General features: G+C 57.6%; 21 protein-coding genes and 1 pseudogene. 11 read left to right on the top strand and 11 right to left on the bottom strand.

Features of this window, described 5'->3' with window-relative positions; genetic code table 11:
* Window positions 1-4 precede the first annotated feature (4 nt).
* Genes K529_RS14410 through K529_RS14400 form a run of 3 tightly spaced genes read left to right on the top strand, consistent with a single transcriptional unit; the run spans window position 5 to window position 3,598 of the window.
* The gene (locus tag K529_RS14410; protein WP_052032036.1) at window positions 5-742 is read left to right on the top strand and encodes a uroporphyrinogen-III synthase; all 738 of its coding nucleotides are present in this window, start codon (window positions 5-7) and stop codon (window positions 740-742) included.
* Window positions 743-792: 50 nt separating this feature from the next.
* Complete coding sequence (locus K529_RS14405; RefSeq protein WP_065317481.1) at window positions 793-2,094, top strand: COG4223 family protein; 1,302 nt, start codon at window positions 793-795, stop codon at window positions 2,092-2,094.
* Between the two features lie 10 nt (window positions 2,095-2,104).
* Entirely contained in the window at window positions 2,105-3,598 is a 1,494-nt protein-coding gene (locus K529_RS14400; protein ID WP_005616440.1) for a heme biosynthesis protein HemY, read from the top strand.
* An 84-nt stretch (window positions 3,599-3,682) separates the two neighbouring features.
* Here K529_RS14400 and K529_RS14395 read toward each other — a convergent pair whose 3' ends face one another.
* From K529_RS14395 to K529_RS14385, 3 genes are read right to left on the bottom strand one after another with little or no spacing between them, the layout of a single operon-like run.
* Entirely contained in the window at window positions 3,683-4,963 is a 1,281-nt protein-coding gene (locus K529_RS14395; RefSeq protein ID WP_005616437.1) for a TRAP transporter large permease, read from the bottom strand.
* Window positions 4,960-5,523: a TRAP transporter small permease gene (locus K529_RS14390; RefSeq protein WP_009177759.1), complete on the bottom strand. Its 564-nt coding sequence runs from the start codon at window positions 5,521-5,523 to the stop codon at window positions 4,960-4,962. Before K529_RS14390 ends, K529_RS14395 begins: the two co-directional genes overlap by 4 nt.
* A 56-nt stretch (window positions 5,524-5,579) precedes the next feature.
* Window positions 5,580-6,563 carry a TRAP transporter substrate-binding protein gene (locus tag K529_RS14385; protein ID WP_005616433.1) on the bottom strand — a complete coding sequence of 328 codons (984 nt, stop codon included), beginning with the start codon at window positions 6,561-6,563 and terminating at the stop codon, window positions 5,580-5,582.
* Window positions 6,564-6,801: 238 nt separating this feature from the next.
* Here K529_RS14385 and K529_RS14380 point away from each other — a divergent pair, with 238 nt between their 5' ends.
* The 5 genes from K529_RS14380 to K529_RS14360 are packed head-to-tail and all read left to right on the top strand — an operon-like array spanning window position 6,802 to window position 12,118.
* Window positions 6,802-7,977, top strand: coding sequence for an L-rhamnonate dehydratase (locus tag K529_RS14380; RefSeq protein ID WP_005616431.1), 1,176 nt, complete (start codon window positions 6,802-6,804; stop codon window positions 7,975-7,977).
* The gene (locus tag K529_RS14375) at window positions 7,974-8,885 is read left to right on the top strand and encodes a dihydrodipicolinate synthase family protein (RefSeq protein WP_005616429.1); all 912 of its coding nucleotides are present in this window, start codon (window positions 7,974-7,976) and stop codon (window positions 8,883-8,885) included. The genes K529_RS14380 and K529_RS14375 overlap by 4 nt, the downstream gene beginning before the upstream one ends.
* Window position 8,886: 1 nt before the next feature.
* Window positions 8,887-9,606: a GntR family transcriptional regulator gene (locus K529_RS14370; protein ID WP_005616427.1), complete on the top strand. Its 720-nt coding sequence runs from the start codon at window positions 8,887-8,889 to the stop codon at window positions 9,604-9,606.
* A gap of 2 nt (window positions 9,607-9,608) precedes the next feature.
* A complete protein-coding gene (locus K529_RS14365) occupies window positions 9,609-10,616 on the top strand; it encodes a 4-hydroxythreonine-4-phosphate dehydrogenase PdxA (protein ID WP_005616424.1) in 1,008 nt (335 codons plus the stop codon).
* Window positions 10,613-12,118: an aldehyde dehydrogenase (NADP(+)) gene (locus K529_RS14360; RefSeq protein WP_005616421.1), complete on the top strand. Its 1,506-nt coding sequence runs from the start codon at window positions 10,613-10,615 to the stop codon at window positions 12,116-12,118. Before K529_RS14365 ends, K529_RS14360 begins: the two co-directional genes overlap by 4 nt.
* A 93-nt stretch (window positions 12,119-12,211) precedes the next feature.
* Here K529_RS14360 and K529_RS14355 read toward each other — a convergent pair whose 3' ends face one another.
* Window positions 12,212-13,594, bottom strand: a complete 1,383-nt coding sequence (locus K529_RS14355) for an NAD-dependent succinate-semialdehyde dehydrogenase (protein WP_005616417.1) — start codon at window positions 13,592-13,594, stop codon at window positions 12,212-12,214.
* Between the two features lie 180 nt (window positions 13,595-13,774).
* Here K529_RS14355 and K529_RS14350 point away from each other — a divergent pair, with 180 nt between their 5' ends.
* The 3 genes and pseudogenes from K529_RS14350 to K529_RS23870 all read left to right on the top strand — a co-directional run.
* Window positions 13,775-14,725: a diacylglycerol/lipid kinase family protein gene (locus K529_RS14350; RefSeq protein WP_005616415.1), complete on the top strand. Its 951-nt coding sequence runs from the start codon at window positions 13,775-13,777 to the stop codon at window positions 14,723-14,725.
* Window positions 14,722-15,525 carry a metallophosphoesterase family protein gene (locus K529_RS14345; protein WP_005616412.1) on the top strand — a complete coding sequence of 268 codons (804 nt, stop codon included), beginning with the start codon at window positions 14,722-14,724 and terminating at the stop codon, window positions 15,523-15,525. Before K529_RS14350 ends, K529_RS14345 begins: the two co-directional genes overlap by 4 nt.
* 338 nt (window positions 15,526-15,863) lie before the next feature.
* Window positions 15,864-16,157 (top strand): annotated as a pseudogene (locus K529_RS23870) (IS5/IS1182 family transposase); the annotation flags it as partial.
* A 60-nt stretch (window positions 16,158-16,217) separates the two neighbouring features.
* Here the strand turns inward: K529_RS23870 and K529_RS23115 are convergent.
* From K529_RS23115 to K529_RS14315, 7 genes are all read right to left on the bottom strand, one after another.
* On the bottom strand, window positions 16,218-16,736 hold the full coding sequence (locus tag K529_RS23115) for an acyloxyacyl hydrolase (protein ID WP_080929655.1): 519 nt from the start codon (window positions 16,734-16,736) through the stop codon (window positions 16,218-16,220).
* 475 nt (window positions 16,737-17,211) lie between these two features.
* Entirely contained in the window at window positions 17,212-17,487 is a 276-nt protein-coding gene (locus tag K529_RS14340) for a hypothetical protein (protein ID WP_046002899.1), read from the bottom strand.
* Window positions 17,484-18,206 (bottom strand): lysozyme, encoded by a 723-nt coding sequence (locus K529_RS14335; protein ID WP_052699560.1) that lies wholly within the window; start codon window positions 18,204-18,206, stop codon window positions 17,484-17,486. The genes K529_RS14340 and K529_RS14335 overlap by 4 nt, the downstream gene beginning before the upstream one ends.
* 62 nt (window positions 18,207-18,268) lie before the next feature.
* Window positions 18,269-18,595 (bottom strand): hypothetical protein, encoded by a 327-nt coding sequence (locus K529_RS14330; RefSeq protein ID WP_005629800.1) that lies wholly within the window; start codon window positions 18,593-18,595, stop codon window positions 18,269-18,271.
* A 56-nt stretch (window positions 18,596-18,651) separates the two neighbouring features.
* Window positions 18,652-19,032 carry a DUF4376 domain-containing protein gene (locus K529_RS14325; RefSeq protein ID WP_005629797.1) on the bottom strand — a complete coding sequence of 127 codons (381 nt, stop codon included), beginning with the start codon at window positions 19,030-19,032 and terminating at the stop codon, window positions 18,652-18,654.
* Window positions 19,029-19,352, bottom strand: a complete 324-nt coding sequence (locus tag K529_RS14320) for a hypothetical protein (protein WP_005629795.1) — start codon at window positions 19,350-19,352, stop codon at window positions 19,029-19,031. The genes K529_RS14325 and K529_RS14320 overlap by 4 nt, the downstream gene beginning before the upstream one ends.
* Before the next feature lie 4 nt (window positions 19,353-19,356).
* Window positions 19,357-20,385 (bottom strand): hypothetical protein, encoded by a 1,029-nt coding sequence (locus K529_RS14315; protein ID WP_204149970.1) that lies wholly within the window; start codon window positions 20,383-20,385, stop codon window positions 19,357-19,359.
* Window positions 20,386-20,444: the final 59 nt, after the last annotated feature.

The following is a 20,444-nucleotide window of genomic DNA, read 5'->3' as shown; positions in this document are numbered from 1 at the left end:
GCAGGTGAACGAGAACGGGCCAGCCCTTCTGATGACGCGCCCGCGCGAGGCCGCGCAGCGGTTTGTTGAGTTATTGCCGTCTAATCTGCGCGCAAATTTACCCATCATTTATTCTCCGCTGCTGGAGATATCCGCTCTGCCGATCATGATAGATCTTGGTGGTGTGGATGCGGTGATCTTTACCTCGGGCGAGGGGGTGAGGGTGGCTTCAGATGGTCAACCTCTTCGTATTAGAGCCTATTGCGTGGGGGAGCGCACGACGAAAGCAGCAAGAATGGCAGGATGGGACGCGCAGTATTCTGGTGACACCGCTGATGCCTTGATCGCAGCCTTGCGGGCTGATGCGCCGGGCGGAAATCTGCTACATCTACACGGGGAATATACCCGTGGAGCAGTTGCAAAGCGCCTGTCGGATACGGGGATTTCATGCACTGGCATGGCGATTTATCGTCAGGAATTATCTTCTTTTACGGCAGAAGCTGATACGGCGCTTGCGACGCAGAGGCCGTTGATCGTGCCGCTTTTTTCACCGCGCACCGCTGCGCATTTTGCCAGCTTATGTCCTGAAAATGCGCATTTGTCGCTGATTGCAATGAGTGAGCAGGTCGCCGAGGTGATGCCGCGCTTGCAAAGTGGTGCACGACACGTAAGTAAGTTTCCAACAGCTGAAGCGATGGTGGAATTGGTGTGTGATGTCGCACAGACGTGGCTTCGGGTTGAGACGGAGCCGTCTGAAGACTAGGGTCGGACCGTAGGGTGTTGAGTACGTTTGGGGAATCGGGGGAGGCCAGAGTGGCTGAAGACAAGAAAACTGGTGACATGGCAAAACCGACCCCGGAGGAGTCCAGGGACGATCTTGAGCAGGATCTCAGCACAGAGTCTGAACAGGTAAGTAAAGAGAAGGTCGAAGAGCGGCTGGCCACGGAGGAACTTGACGACTTCGCTGAAACCGAAGTGCCTGTTTCCGAGACCGAGACCGAGACCGAGACCGAGACCGAGACCGAGACCGAGACCGAGACCGAGACCGAGACCGAGACCGAGACCGAACTGGGCGCAACCCACGAAGAGTCAGCGCCTGTTCCTGTGATTCAAGAGCGCATCGTTGAAAAGCGCGGCGGCTTTGGGGCTGCGGTTCTGGGAGGCGTCGTAGCGGCGCTGATCGGCTTTGTTGCGGGCAAGGGTGATGTGCTCGACGGCGTTCTGCCGCCTTCTTTGCGCGGCAGCAGTGTTGATATCGAACCGTTGCAGACCGCTCAGGCGGATTTGAAATCGCAACTCGCGGACCTTCGCAGTAGCGTTTCGGCGATCGACGTGCCTGATCTTGAACCGATTGATGCACGTCTGTCCGCGCTTGAGACTGCTCAAGAAGCTGAGGACCAACCGGGGTCCGATCTGAACGCGGAAGTGGCAAAAACACTGCAAGGCCTCTCGGACCGTGTCGCAGCATTGGAAGCGCGCCCAATTACTGAAGGTGCATCCGCTGACGCAGTCGAGGCATTTGAAGCAGAACTGCAGCGTGTCCGCGATAGCCTGAGCGAGCAGCAGGCTGAAGTGAAACGCATGGTCACTGAGGCGCAAGAAATGGAGCGTGCGAGTGCGGAAGCCGCGCGCATAGCCGCCGCACAATCGGTGGTTTCGCGCCTGCGCTCCGCATTGGATGCGGGTGCGCCTTATGGTGATCTGGTTGCGGAACTCAGCCGTCTTCAAGTTGAGGTGCCTGAGGATATTCAAGTCGCGGCAGACACAGGCGTTGCGACGCTGGCTGGTTTGCGCGACGGGTTTGCCCCGGCTGCCCGCGCGGCGCTTGCAGCAGCGCGAGAGGAAACCAAAGGCAGTGGTGGCATCATGGCCTATGTGAATCGCCATCTTGGTGCGCGCTCCGTTGCCCCACGCGAAGGCGATGATCCGGATGCGATTTTGTCACGCGCCGGTGCTGCCGTTGAGGGCGCAGATATATCCGCCGCGCTAGATGAACTTGCAGCCCTGCCTGATAGCGCAAAAGCACAGTTAGAGGCCTGGCAAACATCGGCACGGATTCGTCTTGATGCCGAAGCCGCCACCGACGCGCTGTCGCAAAGCCTGAACGCCAACTAAGGACGTCGCCATGCTCTGGTCATTGTTGAAGATTCTCGTATTCGTCGCGATCGTTGCGCTTATGGCCTTCGGTGCGGGCGTCCTGATGGAAACCGCCGGAGGTTTGCAAATCACCGTTGCAGGCACCGAATATACACTGGGTGCGCTGCAGTCCGTGATGGCGCTGGTGGCGCTGATGGTACTGACATGGCTGTTCTTTAAGCTGTTGTCGCTGTTGATCGCGACGCTGCGTTTTCTGAACGGCGATGAAACGGCTCTGTCACGCTATTTCGACAAAGGGCGTGAGCGGCGCGGCTATCAGGCGTTGTCGGACAGTCTCATGGCGCTGGCTGTGGGCGAGGGGCGCACAGCGCTTTCAAAAGCTGCAAAAGCAGAGCGCTATCTTCAAGACCCGGCCCTGACGGATCTTGTGGTGGCGCAGGCTGCGGAAATGGCTGGCGACACGCATAAGGCGTCAGAGGCTTACAAACGTCTGTTGTCCGATCAATCCACCCGTTTTGTTGGCGTGCGCGGGATCATGAAACAGAAACTCTCTGAAGGGGATACCGAGACCGCGCGGCAACTGGCTGAAAAGGCGCTCGCATTGCGGCCCAAGCACGAAGAGGTGCAAGACACCCTGTTGAAATTGCAAGCGCAGGCCGAAGACTGGGCAGGCGCGCGTCAGACCTTGGCGACCAAACTCAAGACCGGAACGCTACCGCGCGAGGTGTTTAAACGTCGTGACGCCGTGCTTGCGCTTTCCTCGTCCAAGGCCCTTTTGGCTGAGGAAGCCACACCGGAACAACAGGAACAGGCCATTGAGGCCAACCGCCTCTCGCCAGATCTGGTGCCTGCTGCAGCCCTTGCCGCGCGCAGCTACATCGCAAAAGGCAAGCCGCGCAATGCGGTGCGTATTCTCAAGAAAGCATGGGAGGCGCAGCCTCATCCCGATTTGGCTCATGCCTTTGCTGAGATTGAACCCAATGAGAGCGCGCAGGAGCGTGTGAAACGGTTCGAGACCTTGTTGCGGGTGAAACCAGACCACGATGAAACGCGTCTGGTGCGGGCAGAGCTTTTGATCGTCGCAGAAGATTTCCCTGAAGCACGTCGCGCGCTGGGCGATCTGGTGGACCGTGCGCCGGATGCACGCGCACTGACGCTGATGGCAGCAATTGAAAAAGGCGAAGGTGGCCCCGATGCCATGGTACAGGGGTGGCTAACGAAGGCGCTTACTGCGCCGCGCGGGCCGCAGTGGGTTTGCGAGAGCTGCAATCACATCCACGCGGAGTGGGCGCCGACATGTGAAAACTGCGCAAGCTTTGACACGCTGACCTGGAAGCGCCCTGAAACACCTGAATATCACTCGGCGACTGGGGCTGCGATGCTGCCATTGCTGGCGGCGCGTGCAGAGGCTGGTACCGGCGCGCTCACGATCGTTGACCCCGAGCCGATTGATGTCAGTGATGACGTCGAAATCGATCTGGATGATACTTCGGAACCAAGCAAGGGCGACGTGAAAAGCTGAAAACCGGCTGGGAACATTGCCACTGTTCGCCTCGCCAGATGAAAATACCCCCGGCCAAGCGAGACTTGGCCGGGGGTATTGTGTTTAGTCGAGGAAGCGTGTCAGCCCCAAGGAGAGCTCCGGCACATATGTCACCAAGAGCAAGATCAGCGCCAGCACCCCGATAAAGGGCAGGTTGGTACGTGAGGTTTCCCAGATCCCGGCACGCGCAATCGAGCAAGAGGTAATCAGGACCGATGCAACCGGCGGGGTCTGTTGCCCGATGGCAAGGTTCAGCGTCACCATGATGCCAAAGTGAATGGGGTCAATCCCCACCGCATTGACCAAGGGCATCACCACGGGCACCACCAGAATGATCGCCGCCGCACCATGCAGGAACATGCCCAGCACCAGCAGGAGTATGTTCAGCAGGGCCAGAACAATCAGCGGGTTGGTGGTGACTTCTGTGATCTGCGCCGCCAATTGCTGCGGGACCTGCGCTTGGGTAAGGAACAAGCCCAGAGCGGCAGATGTGGAGACCAGAAGCATCACAATCCCGGTCTGGCTGATCCCTTCGAGCATGGTTTTGCGCAGTCGTGACACATCCAGATCTCGGTAGATAAACAGACCGATCACCAATGCGGCCACAACGGCAAGCCCTGCGCCCTCGGTTGCAGTGACAAAGCCAGAGAAGATCCCGCCAAGGATAATCACTGGCATGGTGAGCGCCCAGAAGGCCTCTTTGAAGGTGCGCCAGACGTGCGCGGGGTCAAACCCTTCGGCGCGCGGCAGATCGTAGCGCACCGCCAGCACCCACGTGACGAGCATCAGCAAGAAGGCCCCCAACAATCCCGGCACCACGCCTGCAACAAAGAGCTTAATCACCGAGGTTTCCGCGATTGCTCCGTACAGGATCATTGGGATTGAGGGCGGGATAATAATCGCTAGTGATGCCGATGAAGAGGTGATCGCTGCCGCCAATGTGCGTGAGTAGCCGCGCTTCTTCATCTCGGGGATCAAAACCGTGCCGGTCGCAGCCACATCAGCCACGGCAGAGCCGGAGATTTCGGCAAACACCATGGAGACACCGATATTCACCATGCCGAGACCGCCTCGGATGAACCCGATCAGTGCGGTCACAAAATTGATAAGCCGAAGTGAAATCCCGGAAGTGTTCATCAGGTTCCCGGCCAGAATGAACAGTGGAATGGCGATCAAAGGAAAGGAGGTCGAACCCGAATAGAGCTTGATCACCATGTCGTTCAGGCTTTCGGGACCTGCGGTCAGCAGGAAACCTCCCATCGAGACAACACCGATCGCGACGGCAATCGGAACATTGATAAGGATCAGTGCGATCAGGACGATTGTGGTCAGCAGCAGGATCATTTTGCGCCCTCCTTTTCTGCCATTGCGGAATTTTCTGCTTCGGCCTCTGCGATGGCCTGTTCGATCTCGGCATGTTCCGGGTCGATCCCTTCAGCCGCAAAACGCAGGGCACGGGGGAGCGTCAACACGGTGCCGATAATCATAATGACCGAGGCAATCGGGATCACGGATTGAACGATGTCCAATGTCATCCAGCGCAGCGAGAGCAGCGAGTCCCACTTGGCCACGGCGAGCACCGCATTGCCGTACCACGCAACCACCGCAAAATAGGTGATCACCAAGAGTTCGGAAAACAGCGCCAGCGCAACTGCCAGCGGTTTTGGCAGCGCGGTCACAATGCCGGAAAATCCCATGTGCTGGCGCAGGAACACCGCATAGGCCGCGCCGAAATAAGTGAGCCACGCCAGAAGGACGCTGGCAATTTCATCATACCACGCGGGCGACGCGCCAAGGTATCGCATGGTGGTCGAATACACGACGGACACTGCCAGGATTACCAGCAGCAATAGGCAGATCGTCTCGATTGCCCGTAACAGTATACGCTCGATCATTGCGATCATGCCCATCTCCTGTCTCAAGTTGGCTCCGGCCGGTTATGGCCGACCGGAGCGCATGGTTATTTCTGGGCCAGATCTTGTGCGCGGCTGACAAGCGCATCACCACCGGGCACCTGATTTGCAAAGGCTTCGTAGATTGGGGCTGACGCCGCGATAAAGGCTGCCTTGTCTGCCACATTGACCTCGACACCGGCGGCACGAACCTTATCGACCAGCTCGTTGTCGGCGGTTTCGCCCTGCTCAAGCGCCCAGTCCTGAACCGAAGCTGCAACTTCGGTGACGGCTGCTTTGACATCATCGGGCAGTTTCTCCCACGTTTGCGCGCCGCTGGTCAGATAGGTGGGCGAATAGACGTGGCCGGTCAGGCTGAGGTATTTCTGCACCTCTTGGAAATTCGCACCGACGATGTTCGTCAGCGGGTTTTCCTGACCGTCCATTGTGCCGGTTTGCAGGGCAACAAAGACTTCGGAAAAGGACATCGGGGTGGGGTTCGATCCCCATTCCTTGAACATCGACACGCGCCATTCCGACGAAGGCGTGCGGATTTTCAAACCACCCAGATCGGCGGGGGTGTTGATGGGACGGGTGTTATTGGTGATCTGGCGGAACCCATTTTCCCATGTGGAGAGAACCTTTAGCCCGGCCTGCTCTGCCAGAGGAGCGAGATCGGTCTGAACAATCTTGGCATCGATGGCCTTCAGGTGCGCGCGGTCTTGCACAAGGAACGGCATGTCAAATAGCGCGAACTCTGGCGCGACATTGGTCATGATCGACGAAATCAGCGTGAAATCGACAGTACCCAGACGCAGCTTCTGCATCAGCTCTTTTTCATTGCCAAGCTGCGCATCGGCGTAAAATTCGATCTTATGCGCATCCCCAAGCTGGGCCTGTAACTCTTCGGCAAAGCGTGCGGCGCTTTTTCCTTGCAGGCTGTTTGAGGCGGCGCCCACCGCCACAACATAGGTATCCGCCGCAACAGGCGCCGCGATGGTCAGGGCTGCGGCGGCGAGGCCGGCGCTCAGTGTTTTTGTCAGGGTTTCCATGATTCTTCCTCCGTTGATCAGGAAAGTCGTGCCGCAGGCCGACGCCGTTTTGGTGGGCTAGTATAGGGCAATCGGAATGCATGAGGCGTTCCGATTTGCGCTCTACTCTCTCCTCCCTTGTTTTTGGCGCTACAGCATTTTGGCATTCCAAAACACCATTATCATGTTAAGACAGATGTCAACATGATTCGTGTTTCGGCCTGTCCCGAACACCCAGCCAAAAGAGAGAGGGGCCTTGATGACCAAGATCAAATCCGTCCGAACCCGCGTCTGGACCTGGAAAGGGCCAACGGTTCCACCGACAGGCAATTTCTGCACAAACGCCTCTGATGCCCTGTGGATCAAGGGCGATGCGATGCAGTCCTTTCGTTTTCACCAATGGCTGACCTGCGAGGTCGAATGTGAAGACGGCACCATCGGTATCGGCAATGCTGCCCTCGCGCCGACGCTGGTGAAACAGGCAATCGACGATTGGTATGCCCCTTTGGTGGTGGGCGAAGATCCGTTTGATTACGCCTATATCTGGGAAAAGATGTATCGCCGTAGCCATGCTTGGGGCCGTAAGGGCATCGGCATGACGGCCATGTCCGCGATCGACATCGCGATCTGGGACCTGATGGGCAAGCTGGTTGGAAAGCCGGTGTTCAAATTGCTCGGCGGACGGACCAAGGAGAAGATCCCGGTTTATTATTCCAAGCTCTACGCAGGTCCGGTTGAGGACATGCAGGCAGAGGCCGAAGAGGCGATGAAAAGCGGCTACACCGGTTTCAAATCCCGCTTTGGCTATGGACCCAAAGATGGCATGGCGGGCATGCGCGAGAACCTCAAACGGGTCGAGGCGCTGCGTGAGGTGATCGGCTACGACACAGACCTCATGCTGGAATGCTACATGGGCTGGAACCTTGATTATGCAAAACGCATGCTGCCCAAACTGGCCAAATATGAGCCGCGCTGGCTGGAAGAACCGGTAATCGCGGACGACGTGGCAGGCTACGCTGAACTCAACGCGATGGGGATCGTACCGATTTCCGGCGGTGAGCATGAATTCTCGGTCATCGGTTGTGCAGAGCTTATCAATCGCAAGGCTGTCAGCGTCCTGCAATATGACACGAACCGGGTTGGTGGCATCACTGCGGCCCAAAAGATCAACGCCATTGCAGAGGCCGCGCAGATCCCGGTGATCCCGCATGCAGGTCAGATGCATAACTATCACCTGACCATGGCCAACACCAACTGTCCGATGTCAGAGTATTTCCCGGTCTTCGACGTCGAAGTCGGCAATGAGCTGTTTTACTACATCTTCGAGGGCGACCCGGAAGCGGTAGATGGCTTCCTGCAGCTCGACGATGATCTGCCCGGACTCGGCATTACGATTTCCGACAAGCATCTTCATAACTTCGAGATTACAGAATGACCAAATATTCAGGCATCTGGCCCGTCGCGCCCACCCCATTCCATCCGGATGGAACCGTTGATTACGAAGGTATGAAACGCGTGATCGACTGTATGGTCGATCAGGGCAATGATGGCATCTGCATCCTTGCCAACTATTCCGAGCAGTTCCTGATCTCTGACGAGGAACGGCGTAAGCTGACAGAGATCTCTCTGGCACATGTGGCGGGTCGGCTACCAGTGATCGTGACGGTCAGCCATTTTGCAACCCAGATCGCGGTGGAACGCGCCCAACACGCCAAAGATCACGGCGCTGCCATGGTGATGATGATGGCCCCCTATCATGGGGCACTGATGCGGGGCACAGCCGAGCAGACCTTTGAACAATTTGCCTGCGTGGGCGATGTGGGGTTGCCGATTATGGTTCAGGACGCGCCCTTGTCCGGAGTAGATCTGCCTGTTCCGCTCTTGCTGCGCATGGCGCGCGAGATCGAAATGGTCAAACTGTTCAAGATCGAATGCCCGCAGACCGCAGCCAAGCTCCGCGCACTTGTGGCAGAGGGTGGCGATGCGATTGAGGGCCCGTTTGATGGCGAAGAGGCGATCACCCTGCTGGCGGACCTCGAAGCGGGGGCCACGGGCACCATGACCAGCGCTATGATCCCTGATCAGATCAAACCGGTTCTTCGGCATTTTGCAGCCGGTGATTTGATCGCAGCCACAGAGGCTTATGCCCGCGTCTTGCCTGCAGTGAACCACGAAAACCGTCAGTGTGGGTTTCGTTCGGCAAAGGCTGCGATGGTTGAGGGCGGCGTTATTGCGTCAGATTTCTGCCGTCACCCTATCGCGCCATTGCATCCGCAGACGAAGGAGGCTCTCTTTCGGTTGATCCGCCCGTTGGATCCTGTGGTTTTGAACTGGGGAAAATAACATGAGCAAAAAAGCCGAGATCTCTGACCTTGATACGAATGAACTGGAACTGGCACGTCCGCGTGCCACGCTGGTCGAGATTGCGGCTGACAAGCTGCGTGAACTGATCTTGCTGGAAAAGTTGCCTGCCGGCGCGCATATCTCGGAACGGGATCTGGCCGCAGCGCTGGGGATCAGTCGCACACCGCTGACGAAGGCGCTGACCATACTCGAGCAGGACGGGCTGGTGGAATATTCCGTCACCCGTCGCCCGCAGGTGGCTAATCCGCCCATCGAAGAGATCGAGCAGAATCTCGTGGTGATGGGCGCGTTAGAGGCCCTCGCGGGGGAGTTGGCTTGCGCCCTGATCACCGATGCTGAAATCGCGCATGTCGTTGATTGTCAGCGCCGGATGGAAGACGGCGCTGGGACGCTGCCACCGCTTGAATCGTTTCAGCTCGATATGCAAATGCACGAAGCCATCGTTCAGGCCAGCCGCAATGCGCCGCTCATCGACACCCACCGCAAATACAATGCGCGCCTGTGGCGGGCGCGTTTCCAATCGTCGCAACGCCGTTCCGGGCGCGACCAGACGCTGGCCGAACACCGTGCCATCGTCGACGCCCTGAGCCGCCGTGACGCCAAAACCACATCCGACGCCCTGCGCCATCATCTGGCCTCGGCTGTCGCCAACATCAGGAATGCCTTGCGCGAGAGCGGCGAGGCTTCGGAAACGGAGTAAACATGTCCCCACGGATAGGAGTTATCCCCGGCGATCCCAGCGGCATCGGGCCGGAACTGGTCGCCCGGCTTTTGGCCGACGACATCACACACGACGCGCAAATCCTGCTGATCGGCGACCGTCACGTGTTTGAAATGGGTCAAGCGCAGGCGGGTCTGTCACATGACATGACGGCAATAGATGCCAGCCAGCAGGACTGGTCCACTGTCGAAGGCTATGCCCTACACGAGATGACCACGATCAACCCCGACGAGGTGGTGCTGGCACAAAGCACCGAAAGCTCGGGCCGCTCCACATTGCAAGTGCTGGATCAAGCGCTGGAGTTCGTGCGTACGGGTGTGATTGATGCCATCGTCTTTGCACCCTTCAATAAGGCGTCGATGCATCTGGCGGGGATCGGACATTCGGACGAGCTGCACTACATGGCCGAAAAACTCGGTGTGACCGGCTATATCTCCGAACTCAACACGCTGGATGGTATGTGGACCAGCCGTGTGACCAGTCACATTGCCCTGCGTGATGTGGCCGACGTGATCAGCGCCGAGCGCATCGAAGACGCCACCCATCTGATTGACCGCACTCTGCGGCGGGCCGGGTATGCCCGCCCGCGGATCGCGGTTGCAGCGCTCAACCCGCACGCCGGGGATGGTGGCAACTTTGGGCGCGAAGAAATCGACGTGATCGAACCAGCTGTGCGCCAGATGGCGGGCGGGCAAATGGCCGTTACGGGCCCGCTGCCCTCAGATACTGTGTTCCTCAAAGTGACACGCGGAGAGATTGACGCGGTTGTGACCATGTATCACGATCAGGGGCAAATCGCGCTCAAGCTCTTGGGCTTTGATCGTGGTGTTACGGTACAGGGCGGTCTGCCGGTGCCGGTCACAACGCCCGCCCACGGAACCGCATTTGACATCGCAGGGCGCGGAGAGGCCGACGTGGGTGCTACCCGTGCTGCCTTTGAAATCGCCTGCAAAATGGTAAGCAACTGGCAAAAGGAGGACGCAGCATGAGCTTCGCCCCTCATGGAAAACACCTGATCGCCGGAGACTGGGTCGTCTCCGAGCAGATCTTCATGTCCGAGCCTGCAAACGGCGAGGCGCATGCCTTCAGCATAGGCACCCCTTCGCTCGTGGATCAGGCTTGCCGGGCTGCGGAGGACGCATTCTGGTCATATGGCTACAGCAGCCGTGCAGATCGTGCTGCCTTTCTCAATGCGATCGCGGATGAAATTGAGGCCCGCGCTGAGGCGATCACCCAGATCGGCACCGAGGAAACTGGCCTGCCCGAAGCGCGTCTGAACGGTGAGCGAGGTCGGACCACAGGTCAGTTGCGCCTGTTTGCGGACCATATCCTTGCCGGTGACTACCTCGACCGACGTCATGATGCAGCCCTGCCGGATCGACAGCCTCTGCCACGTCCGGATCTGAAAATGATCCAGCGTCCGATTGGGCCGGTTGCCGTCTTTGGCGCATCAAACTTCCCATTGGCATTTTCCACGGCAGGGGGCGATACAGCTGCGGCGCTGGCGGCGGGCTGCCCTGTCGTCGTCAAAGGCCACTCCGCCCATCCCGGCACCGGCGAAATCATCGCCGAAGCCATTCATGCCGCGATCAAATCCTGTGACATGCCAGCGGGTGTGTTTTCACTCATTCAGGGTGGCAAGCGCGATGTCGGGCAGACCCTCGTTCAGCACCCTTTGATTAAAGCCGTTGGTTTCACCGGTTCGCTCGGCGGCGGGCGCGCGCTGTTTGATCTTTGCGCACAGCGGCCTGAGCCGATCCCGTTCTTTGGTGAACTTGGCAGCGTCAATCCGATGTTTGTCTTCCCCGAAGCCACAAAAGCGCGCGGCGTCAGCTTGGGCGAAGGCTGGGCTGCATCGCTTACCATGGGCGCGGGCCAATTCTGCACCAATCCCGGTATTGCCGTTGTGAGTAAGGGGCCTCAGGGGGATGCATTTGTTGAAGCCGCCGCCAAGGCACTGGCAGATGCACCTGCGCAGGTCATGCTGACAGATGGCATCTCAGAGGCCTATCGCAACGGTAAGGCACGCATCAACGCCAGCGCCGAAGTGCGGCCCATTCTGACCAATGATAGCGAGGGACGCACTGCGCTTCCTAACCTCTTTGAAACCGATGCAGGCGCGTATCTGCAAAACAACGCGCTGGGCGAGGAGGTCTTTGGCCCGCTGGGGTTGATCGTTCGGGTTCGGGACACTGCGGAAATGGAAACTCTGGCCCAAGGTCTGCACGGCCAGCTTACGGTCACACTGCATATGGATGAGGGTGATACAGAAGCGGCGCGCCGCCTGATGCCCCTCGTCGAGCGCAAAGCAGGCCGCGTATTGGTCAATGGTTTCCCGACGGGCGTGGAGGTCTGCGACAGCATGGTTCATGGCGGACCTTATCCCGCATCGACGAACTTTGGTGCGACCTCAGTGGGTACTTTGGCAATCCGCCGCTTCCTGCGCCCGGTATGTTATCAAAACGTGCCAGAAGGCTTGTTGCCCGAGTAACCCCGGAGCCTGAGACCACTCTAGTTGGGTTTAATATCCCATGTTAGAGACAAATATGGGCCGCAGTAAAACTCCGCTGCGGCCCGTTTTTATTCATGCCGCCACGGCAATCGCCTTTGCATTGACGAACTCAAGCATGCCAAAGCCGCCGTGCTCGCGGCCATAACCGGAATCTTTCACGCCGCCAAAAGGCATCTCTGGCGTGGCGAGGTTGAAGTGGTTCACAAAGACCATGCCGGTATCGAAATGTTGCTTTGCGAGTTGCACCGCGCGGGCGTCGTCCCTGGAGAAGATGCCACCGCCAAGGCCAAACCGGCTGTCGTTGGCGATCCGCATCGCATCCTCATCGTCGCGTGCGCGAATGATCGAGGCGACTGGGCCAAAAAGCTCTTCATCATAGGCGGGCTGACCGGGTGCGACATCCGTCAACACGGTCGCCGGGTAGAAATACCCTTTTCCCTCCGGCACTTCGCCACCGCAGGCAATTCGTGCGCCTTTCTCGACGCTCGCCTTCACCTGTTCGTGCAGTTCATCCCGCAGATCGGCGCGTGCCATCGGGCCTAGGCCAGTCTCATCTGCATTGGGATCTCCGAGGGGAACATCTGACATCGCCGCAACATAGCGCTCGACAAAGGCATCATAGACCGCATCGGTCACCACAAAGCGCTTGGCATTCACGCAGGTTTCACCGTTGTTATACAGTCGGCCAGCCACGCAGTTCTCAACAGCAACATCAAGGTCTGCATCTTCCAGTACCAGATACGCGTCGTTGGAACCCAACTCCAGAACCGTCTTCTTCAGATGTGCGCCAGCGGTTTTGGCGATAACACTGCCGTCTTTGGCGCTACCGGTCATGGTCACACCGCGAACCAAATCATGAGCGATCAATGCGTCAGACTGATCATGGTCAATGGTGAGAACCGTAAAGAGGTGCTCGGGAAGGCCCGCAGATTCAAAAATCTCGCGCAGAAGCATCCCGCTACCGGTGCAATTGGCGGCATGTTTCAACAAGACTCCATTGCCCGCCATCAGGTTTGCGATTGCATAACGCACGGCCTGATACGCAGGAAAGTTCCATGGCTGAATTCCATAGATCACGCCCGTCGGAGCATAGGTGATGATGCCCTGACGGCCATCCTGCAGCGAACGGTGCTCGTCTGCCAGAACCTCAGGCCCATTGGCAGCGGTCCATTTGCAAATACCAACACAGAGATCGATTTCATCGCGGCTGTCGCGCAAGAGCTTGCCGACCTCATCTGTCATCAACTGTGCGAACTCTTCCTTGCGATCTTTCAACGCCTCGCCAATCCTTACAATCACCTCTGCCCGCTCCTCAACGGGTGTCAGGCGCCATTGATCAAAAGCTGCATGACACGACTGTAAAGCGTCAAACATTTGATCGTCGGACATTAGCGGATAACTGGTCAGGGGGGCTTCGCTAAAGGGGTTCACTGTAGTGATGCTACGCTCGCTCATGGTGTGTTCCTTTCGCATGGGTTTCATCGGGACAACACGAAGGCGCACCAGCCTGTTCCATGTTGTCTTGAAGGTACGTGCTGCGGAACTTTTGCGCATTCGGCGCGTTTTAGGCGGGTAACTGAGCAATGGCCCCAGCGGGTTTCACCCTCACCCGAGGTCATATCGAAGGATCTAGCGATGTTTGACGCCAATTCCCTCACGACTGCGCAACGGCGTCAAAAAAGCATCTGCATCCTGCACAATCCCCACTCCGGCAAGAAAGAGGCGGCGGGTGGTGCGCAGGCATTGAAAGACGCCTTTGCAAAACACGGGCTCGCGCCGAAAATTACGGAACTTGATCCCAAGCGCGACCTGACATCGACGCTGCAGGAGGTCGTCGCCGAAGGACATGATACGATTGTCGCAGCTGGTGGAGACGGCACGATTTGCGGCGTTGCGCAGGCTTTGAAGGGCAGTTCTTGCGCTATGGGCATTCTGCCGCGCGGCACGTTTAACTATTTCGCCCGTTCACTTGGAATCCCTGAGGATCTTGAGGGCGCCGTCGAGGTCATTGCCCATGGCCATAAACGTGATCTGCGGGTCGCAATGCTCAATGATCGAGTGTTTCTCAACAACGCCAATTTTGGTCTTTATCCACAAATCCTGCGATCCCGTGAGGAGGTTTACGACTTTTGGGGCCGCAGCCGGGTTGCGGCCTATTGGTCTGCGCTCAAGGTGTTGTTTCGTTGGCCGCGGCCACTCGAACTGGACATTGTTGCCGACGGTCAGCGCACCACGGTGCGTACACCCCTTGTCTTTGTGTTCAATAACGCCTTTCAGTTGCGCCAAATGGGAATGGAGGGGGCAGAGTGCATACGCGACGGCCAACTGGCCCTGATGATTGCCCCCGATTATGGACGCTGGGGGATGGTGCGCAGCAGTCTGGCGGTGCTGCTTGGACGTGCCAGCCGAGACCGCGATTTTCATCTCATGTGTAGTGATAGTTTTGAATTGCACGGTCGCCGCAAGAGACTGTTGGTGGCGCGCGACGGAGAGCGTGCCCGCATGAAGGGACCGTTTCGATTACACCTGAGCGAAGACGCGCTTCAGGTCATTGTCCCGACAGACTTTAGGGATGCAACGCGTTGAAACGTCTGCTGCACTTGTCGGACCTTCATTTCGGGCGTGACCGCCCGGAACTTCTGGATCCATTGATTGAACAGATCAACGGGCTTGCACCTGATTTGGTGGCGATTTCCGGTGATTTAACTCAACGCGCGCGTGATTGGCAGTTCATGCGAGCACGAGAGATGATCGACCGCATCAAAGCGCCATGTCTCGTGGTGCCGGGCAATCACGACACCCCTCTCGACAACTTGTTTGAGCGGGTATTGATGCCATGGCGGCGATACCAGAAGTGGATCTCCTGCGATCTCGAACCGCAGATTCATGACACGGATTGGTCCGTTGTCGGCGTGAACTCTGTGAACCCGCTTGGATGGCAAAGGGGACGATTTTCGCTAGGCGATATCAGACGAGTCCAAACCTGTTTTGCACAGACACCCGAGGAAGCCTATCGCATCGTCGTCGCTCATCACCCATTGGAGCATCAACCGGGTGAAACCAAACGGCTGACACGCGGCGCACAGCATGCGCGCGCCGAGCTGTCGCGCATTGGCACCGACATAATTTTATCCGGGCATTTGCATAGCTGGTACGCCGACACCTTTGCGATGGTTCCCGACCAGACACCGGCTGTGTTGCAAATCCACGTGGGAACCAGCCTGTCAGATCGGTTGCGTGGTGAGGAAAATGATTTCAATTTACTGACCCTAAAGCGGTCAGCCGTACGTGTGGACCGGTATGCTTGTCGCGCCGATCGCAGCGGATATGATCTGTCACGTACCGTACATTTCAGTCGAACGGATATGGGCTGGCATTCTGCCTAACCCTTCTAGTATCCACAAGTGTCGTCGCACATTCCGTTAAAGAGCGAGGTACGTAGAACGTTCTGATACTGAGTTGTTATCGGAGGTGTGGTGCCTCAAGAGGGCAACTAAATACATATAAAATCAAAGTATAAGAGAAGATATGCGTAAAATATGCGTACCACACGTAAACGTTTAAAGCCTTTCATCTCGATACGCGCTCTTATCATAGGGTCTGGTCAGCAAGCTCGCGAGAACATTCAAATTGGCGTTGTTGCCCTGCCCATTACGAAACATGGGACGCGGGAACTGCACGTAAAAAAACGGCCAGCGAGGCTGGCCGATAGGTGTGTACAGCCGCGTTCCTTCCTCCAAGCAACAACGCCAAACCCCAGAAGTCTACGAGCTCGAGAGCGGTAGCATGAAACGAAACCTTGCGCGCATCAAAGTATCTGGGCCGAGTAATCTGGAGGCGATGGAGCAGATATCACCATCTGTGCTGTGTCGAACCCAAAATGAACTGCATTAAGTTGTGCGGCCAATCATTCATAGCCCGTGACTTCGATCGCTGGGTCGCCGAGTGACAGGTTCGTATCGCCGTGCTCAACGGGTTCAAGATGCTCGGCATTCTTGTCATAGTGGCTGTAGGGTAAACCCGTCCGGGGAAAGGCGAACTGCGATCAGGCTCTGATTTGTGTAACGACCCCGTTCGATTATCTGTTTCTCTGGCGATGCTCAGACAGAGGAAAGTGGAACCTCAGTGAGATTGCATTCATACCGGGATTTTCACTACCTATCGAGGCATTCGAAATATGTGAAAGAGCCAAGGAAACATATGATCCATTGCCCAATGATCTCCCTATTCCCATTAGAGATCTAATTTCAAAATCTGATCCGAGGTCGTTTCTTCTTGAATTGTTAAAATAATATCCGGGCATAACACTAGCTTCAACGAACCACACGTCTCCTAGATCACGTCGGAACTGCAAGCCGCCGCCCACAAAAATCTCTCCGGTCTCGTGTATCTGCCCAGTGGCTCCAAGACCGTACTCGAAACCGAAAAGCGTCCAGTTGCGATGAGCGTGATAGTCGGCTGTTACATATCCCCCGTCCTCAGAAATATCTGAATTGAAATCATTATATCCTATACCAAGCACAATATCTTGAGCATGCGATGCTTCACTGAAAAATAGAGAAGCCACCAAACCAAAGAAAATAGTGTATCTGCTCATCTTCTTCCCGTTCCAGACCATCAATCTTGAATGATGTACACGGAGAGGCTCCGCCGTATACTTCACTCGAAATACAAGATGTGACTCTACGGCTTGTCGGGCCGGAGTAAATTCACGTCTACAACAATAAAGAGTGTTTCAGGCTTTCGAAAAGGTCAAGTTTTCTCTGGGGAGGGAGAGAGGCGAAGCCCCATGTAATGCATGAGGCTTCGCACTGCGGGCAGCGAACCGGCGAGAGTGGCTACGCACAGATGGGAGGTTGTCGGTCCCGCTTGTGATTATGCGATTAAAACGCTATTTTAGATAAATAAATTCACCGCAAAACGTACCCCATCACCCCCTCCCACTGAGCACCTCGACCTTCCCACCACAGTCCAGAAGCGCGCGCCGGTCCCGCGCCCATAGCAGCTCGACCTCCTGATCCGACAACCACCGCTCCGGCAGCAGCACCGGCTCCGCGCAAGGGTCGGTGCTTTTAACGGAGATGGTTGAGGCGGCGCAGGCGTTGAGGGCCAAGGCAGCGAGGCACGGCAACAGGATCCGCATGGGCTTTCTCCTCGAGGGTTCTGGCAAGGGTGGCGCGGGCGCGTTCGCTGGCAATGCGGGCGCGATCCAGTTGATTGGCCCGCTCGATCTGCGCGAGCGCGCGGGCTTGATAGCGGGCGCGACAGTCGGAGGCCCCGCGCTGATAGGCAAGGCCCGCGACCACCGCGATCAGCGCCAGGGCGGCCACAAGGGTGATCGCCCTCACGCCTCCAACGCCTTCAAGCACATAGCGCGCTCTGACATGCGCCGGTTTGTGAGCCCCCGGATCACCCGGCCACCTGCACGGTTCCAACGCGGGAGCTCATTGCAGGCCCCTGTGAGATCGCCTGCATTGGCTTTGCGCAGCAATGTGGAGCGGCAAGCGGCGGCGGGGCCGATATTGTAGGTCCAGGAGACCAGAGCCACCTTCATGCCGATGGGCACATCAGCGGTGAGGCATCGATCCAGTGCCGCCTCATAAGCGATGATCTCGCGGGCCAGCATCGCGTCACATTCAGCTTTGCTGTAACTGTCACCGGGGCGCACGCCCTTGGTCTCACCATAGCAGACGGTCCAGACGCCGATGACATCGCGGTAGGCTTTTGTCCTGAGGCCCTCCCACTGGCCGATAAAGCTGATCGCGGAGGCGAGGGCCACACTGCCGCCAGCCAGCACGCCAATGGTGCGTTTGCGCACGGCCCCGCTTTCATCGCGCCGGAAGGCCGCCCACAGGCCAGAGGTTGGCTGCACCAGGATCCGCGCCGGGATGGCGATGAGGTTCACCAGGGCGGCAATCCCGGCAAAGACCAAGGGATCGAGGCCCAGAAGATCCGGGCTGACCAGCGAGACGAAGACCGGCAGCACCGAGATGACAGCGGCGAGGATCAACAGCCGCACCGACCAGGCGCTGGTGAGGGTGGTTTTCCAATTGGGTGTGAGTTTCATGGGGATCTCCATGGCAATAGAGCCCGCAGGCGGGCTTGGGATGGTTTCAGAATGTGGAGGGATCAGCGGATCGGCAGGCGCTCCATGCGCTCGAGCCGGTTGTCGATCTTGTTCAGGGTGGAGAGGATCAGCGACAGGCGCTCATCCTGACGGGCAAGCGCCGTCTCATTGGCGCGCACCCGCGAGGTCAGCGCCGCTTGGCGCGCTTCAGAAGCGGTGAGATCCACCCGCAGCCCGTTGATGGTTTGGGATAGACCAGCGGTCTCCCCGCGCAAGGTGGCCACCTGAATGCCCACCCAAAGCCCTGCGCCAACCAAGGCACAGGCCACGGTCCATGCGAGGGATTTGTTCAATGTTATCCCACGGTCGCTATTTTCAATCATTGCCATGTACTGCTCTCAATTTGGCGTCAAAGGGAAGAGGTGCGGTGCCGAACCTAGTACGATCACGCGGGCCAATAGCTGTCCTCCGCAAAGTCTGCGGGGATGCCGTTGGGATCATCCTTCAGCAGCCAAGACGCGCGCGAAACAGCTGAGATCAACGCGGCCCCCTTCATCCAAAGCTCATGCATCTGGGCGGGTGTGAGTGCGTGAACCACATTTGCGCCATCGCGGTATTGCATCAGGTCGGTGCTGCCAGCCTCGATCATCCCTTGGGCGATTGTGCCGAGTGCCAACAGGTTCTGCCGGTCCGATGCGTCCCCTTCGACCACAATGGTTGCGTTGTACCCCGCCACGGTGAATGGCTGCATATGCAGCCGCCGGTCGCGCTCTGCATTCACATCTGCGCCTGTCGGGGTTTTCGGCCTGATCGTGATAATGCTCATGTGACGGGCTCCTGTTCTGGGGTGGCGGGCTCTTCCTCAACCGCTTCGTCTTCAGACGGCTCGGGCATCACAAAAGGGTTCTTCGACCCGACGCCATAGTCTGCGCCCACGCCATCGGTCAGATGCGCCTCATCGACGGCCCAGCGGTCTTGCTCGGAAAAATCTGTTGGCAGCTCTGATCGATCAACGATCTTGTAGGGCCGACCTGTCGGCACGTCCTTGGCCGCGATTTGCTCTACCGTGAGGCCGCAGCTGGTGACAGGGGTCAAGATAGCGACCCCGCCATCTTCAGTTTTATAAATGATCAATGTGTCTGACATGTTTTTACCTCGTGACTTGCACTGAGACCACTTCGGGATCGATGGCCAAGAACCCACCAGTCCCCTGATTTGTGTATCCGCATCTGACCGCAACACTGGTGGCGGTACTGTTGGACGGATCAGGGCAAAGGGAAGCGACTGCGGCGGTTGGGGAGTCGACGCCAACAGTTCCGGAGGTGGCGTAGTTCGTGTCACCCATCGATGTGGCAAGGTTCACGGCATAATTGCCCTGCCCATTCCGGACCACGGACGAGACGTTGTGAGCGGCACGAATGGCACCATTTGCCCCATCGAAGTTCACCCAAGCCTTCACCGCCTGATTTGCATCGATGCTAAAAGCGGTGCGCCTCGGCGTCATAATCTTGTCGTTATTGGTCCCACCTCCGGCTTCGGAGTTTGTAGCGACCCAATATCCAGCAGCTCTGTCGGCAGACAGTGCACCTTCGACAACTGTGTCGCGAAAGAGCCGAATGCTTGAGAGGGTTAAGTCCAAGACATTGATAGTATCTACTGACTGACCCTTTGTGGTGTTATTTGCCAACTCAAATGCGAGACGAGCGGTGTTGCCGTCAGTATCAGAAACGATGCGTGCAGCAGATTGGGCTGGTGAGTCATTGTCTGGTACTCCGCCCTGATGGTTAAAGGTCAGATTGCTGTTCCCCTGACCATCATTGATTGTGAGGCCAACCGAGCCAGAACCAGCTCCTGCAAGAATTTTATTCGCCGACGCCATCCCGCCGACACTAAGATTGCCGGTGATGTGGCCACCTGTTTTGAGCAGATAAAGGGTGGGATCAAACCCCACGATCTCGGCCGCCTCTTGTCGGCTGGCATAGGCAGCAGCGGCATAGGCTTGCGCCAGATCTCTGGCGGCTTCCGCACGCACGGCAGCAAGACTTTCGGTAAAGATCGCAGGAAGCCCCGCGACCTTTTGCCAATCACCTGCAACCCGCTCGTAAACCCCAGCCTCTTCGGCATCGCTGATGACCAGGGCAAACTTGCCATCCGCCACCGCCGGTCTCGCCTGCAGCACCGCAAGGGTCTCATTGAACGACGTCAGACTGCCGCTCCCCGCGAGGCTTTCCGTTGCCC

It is taken from the genome of Tritonibacter mobilis F1926, assembly GCF_000376545.2.
GTDB lineage: Bacteria > Pseudomonadota > Alphaproteobacteria > Rhodobacterales > Rhodobacteraceae > Epibacterium > Epibacterium mobile.
The sequence above is the reverse complement of the archived record's forward strand: the minus strand, read 5'-3'. Positions and strand labels throughout refer to the sequence as shown.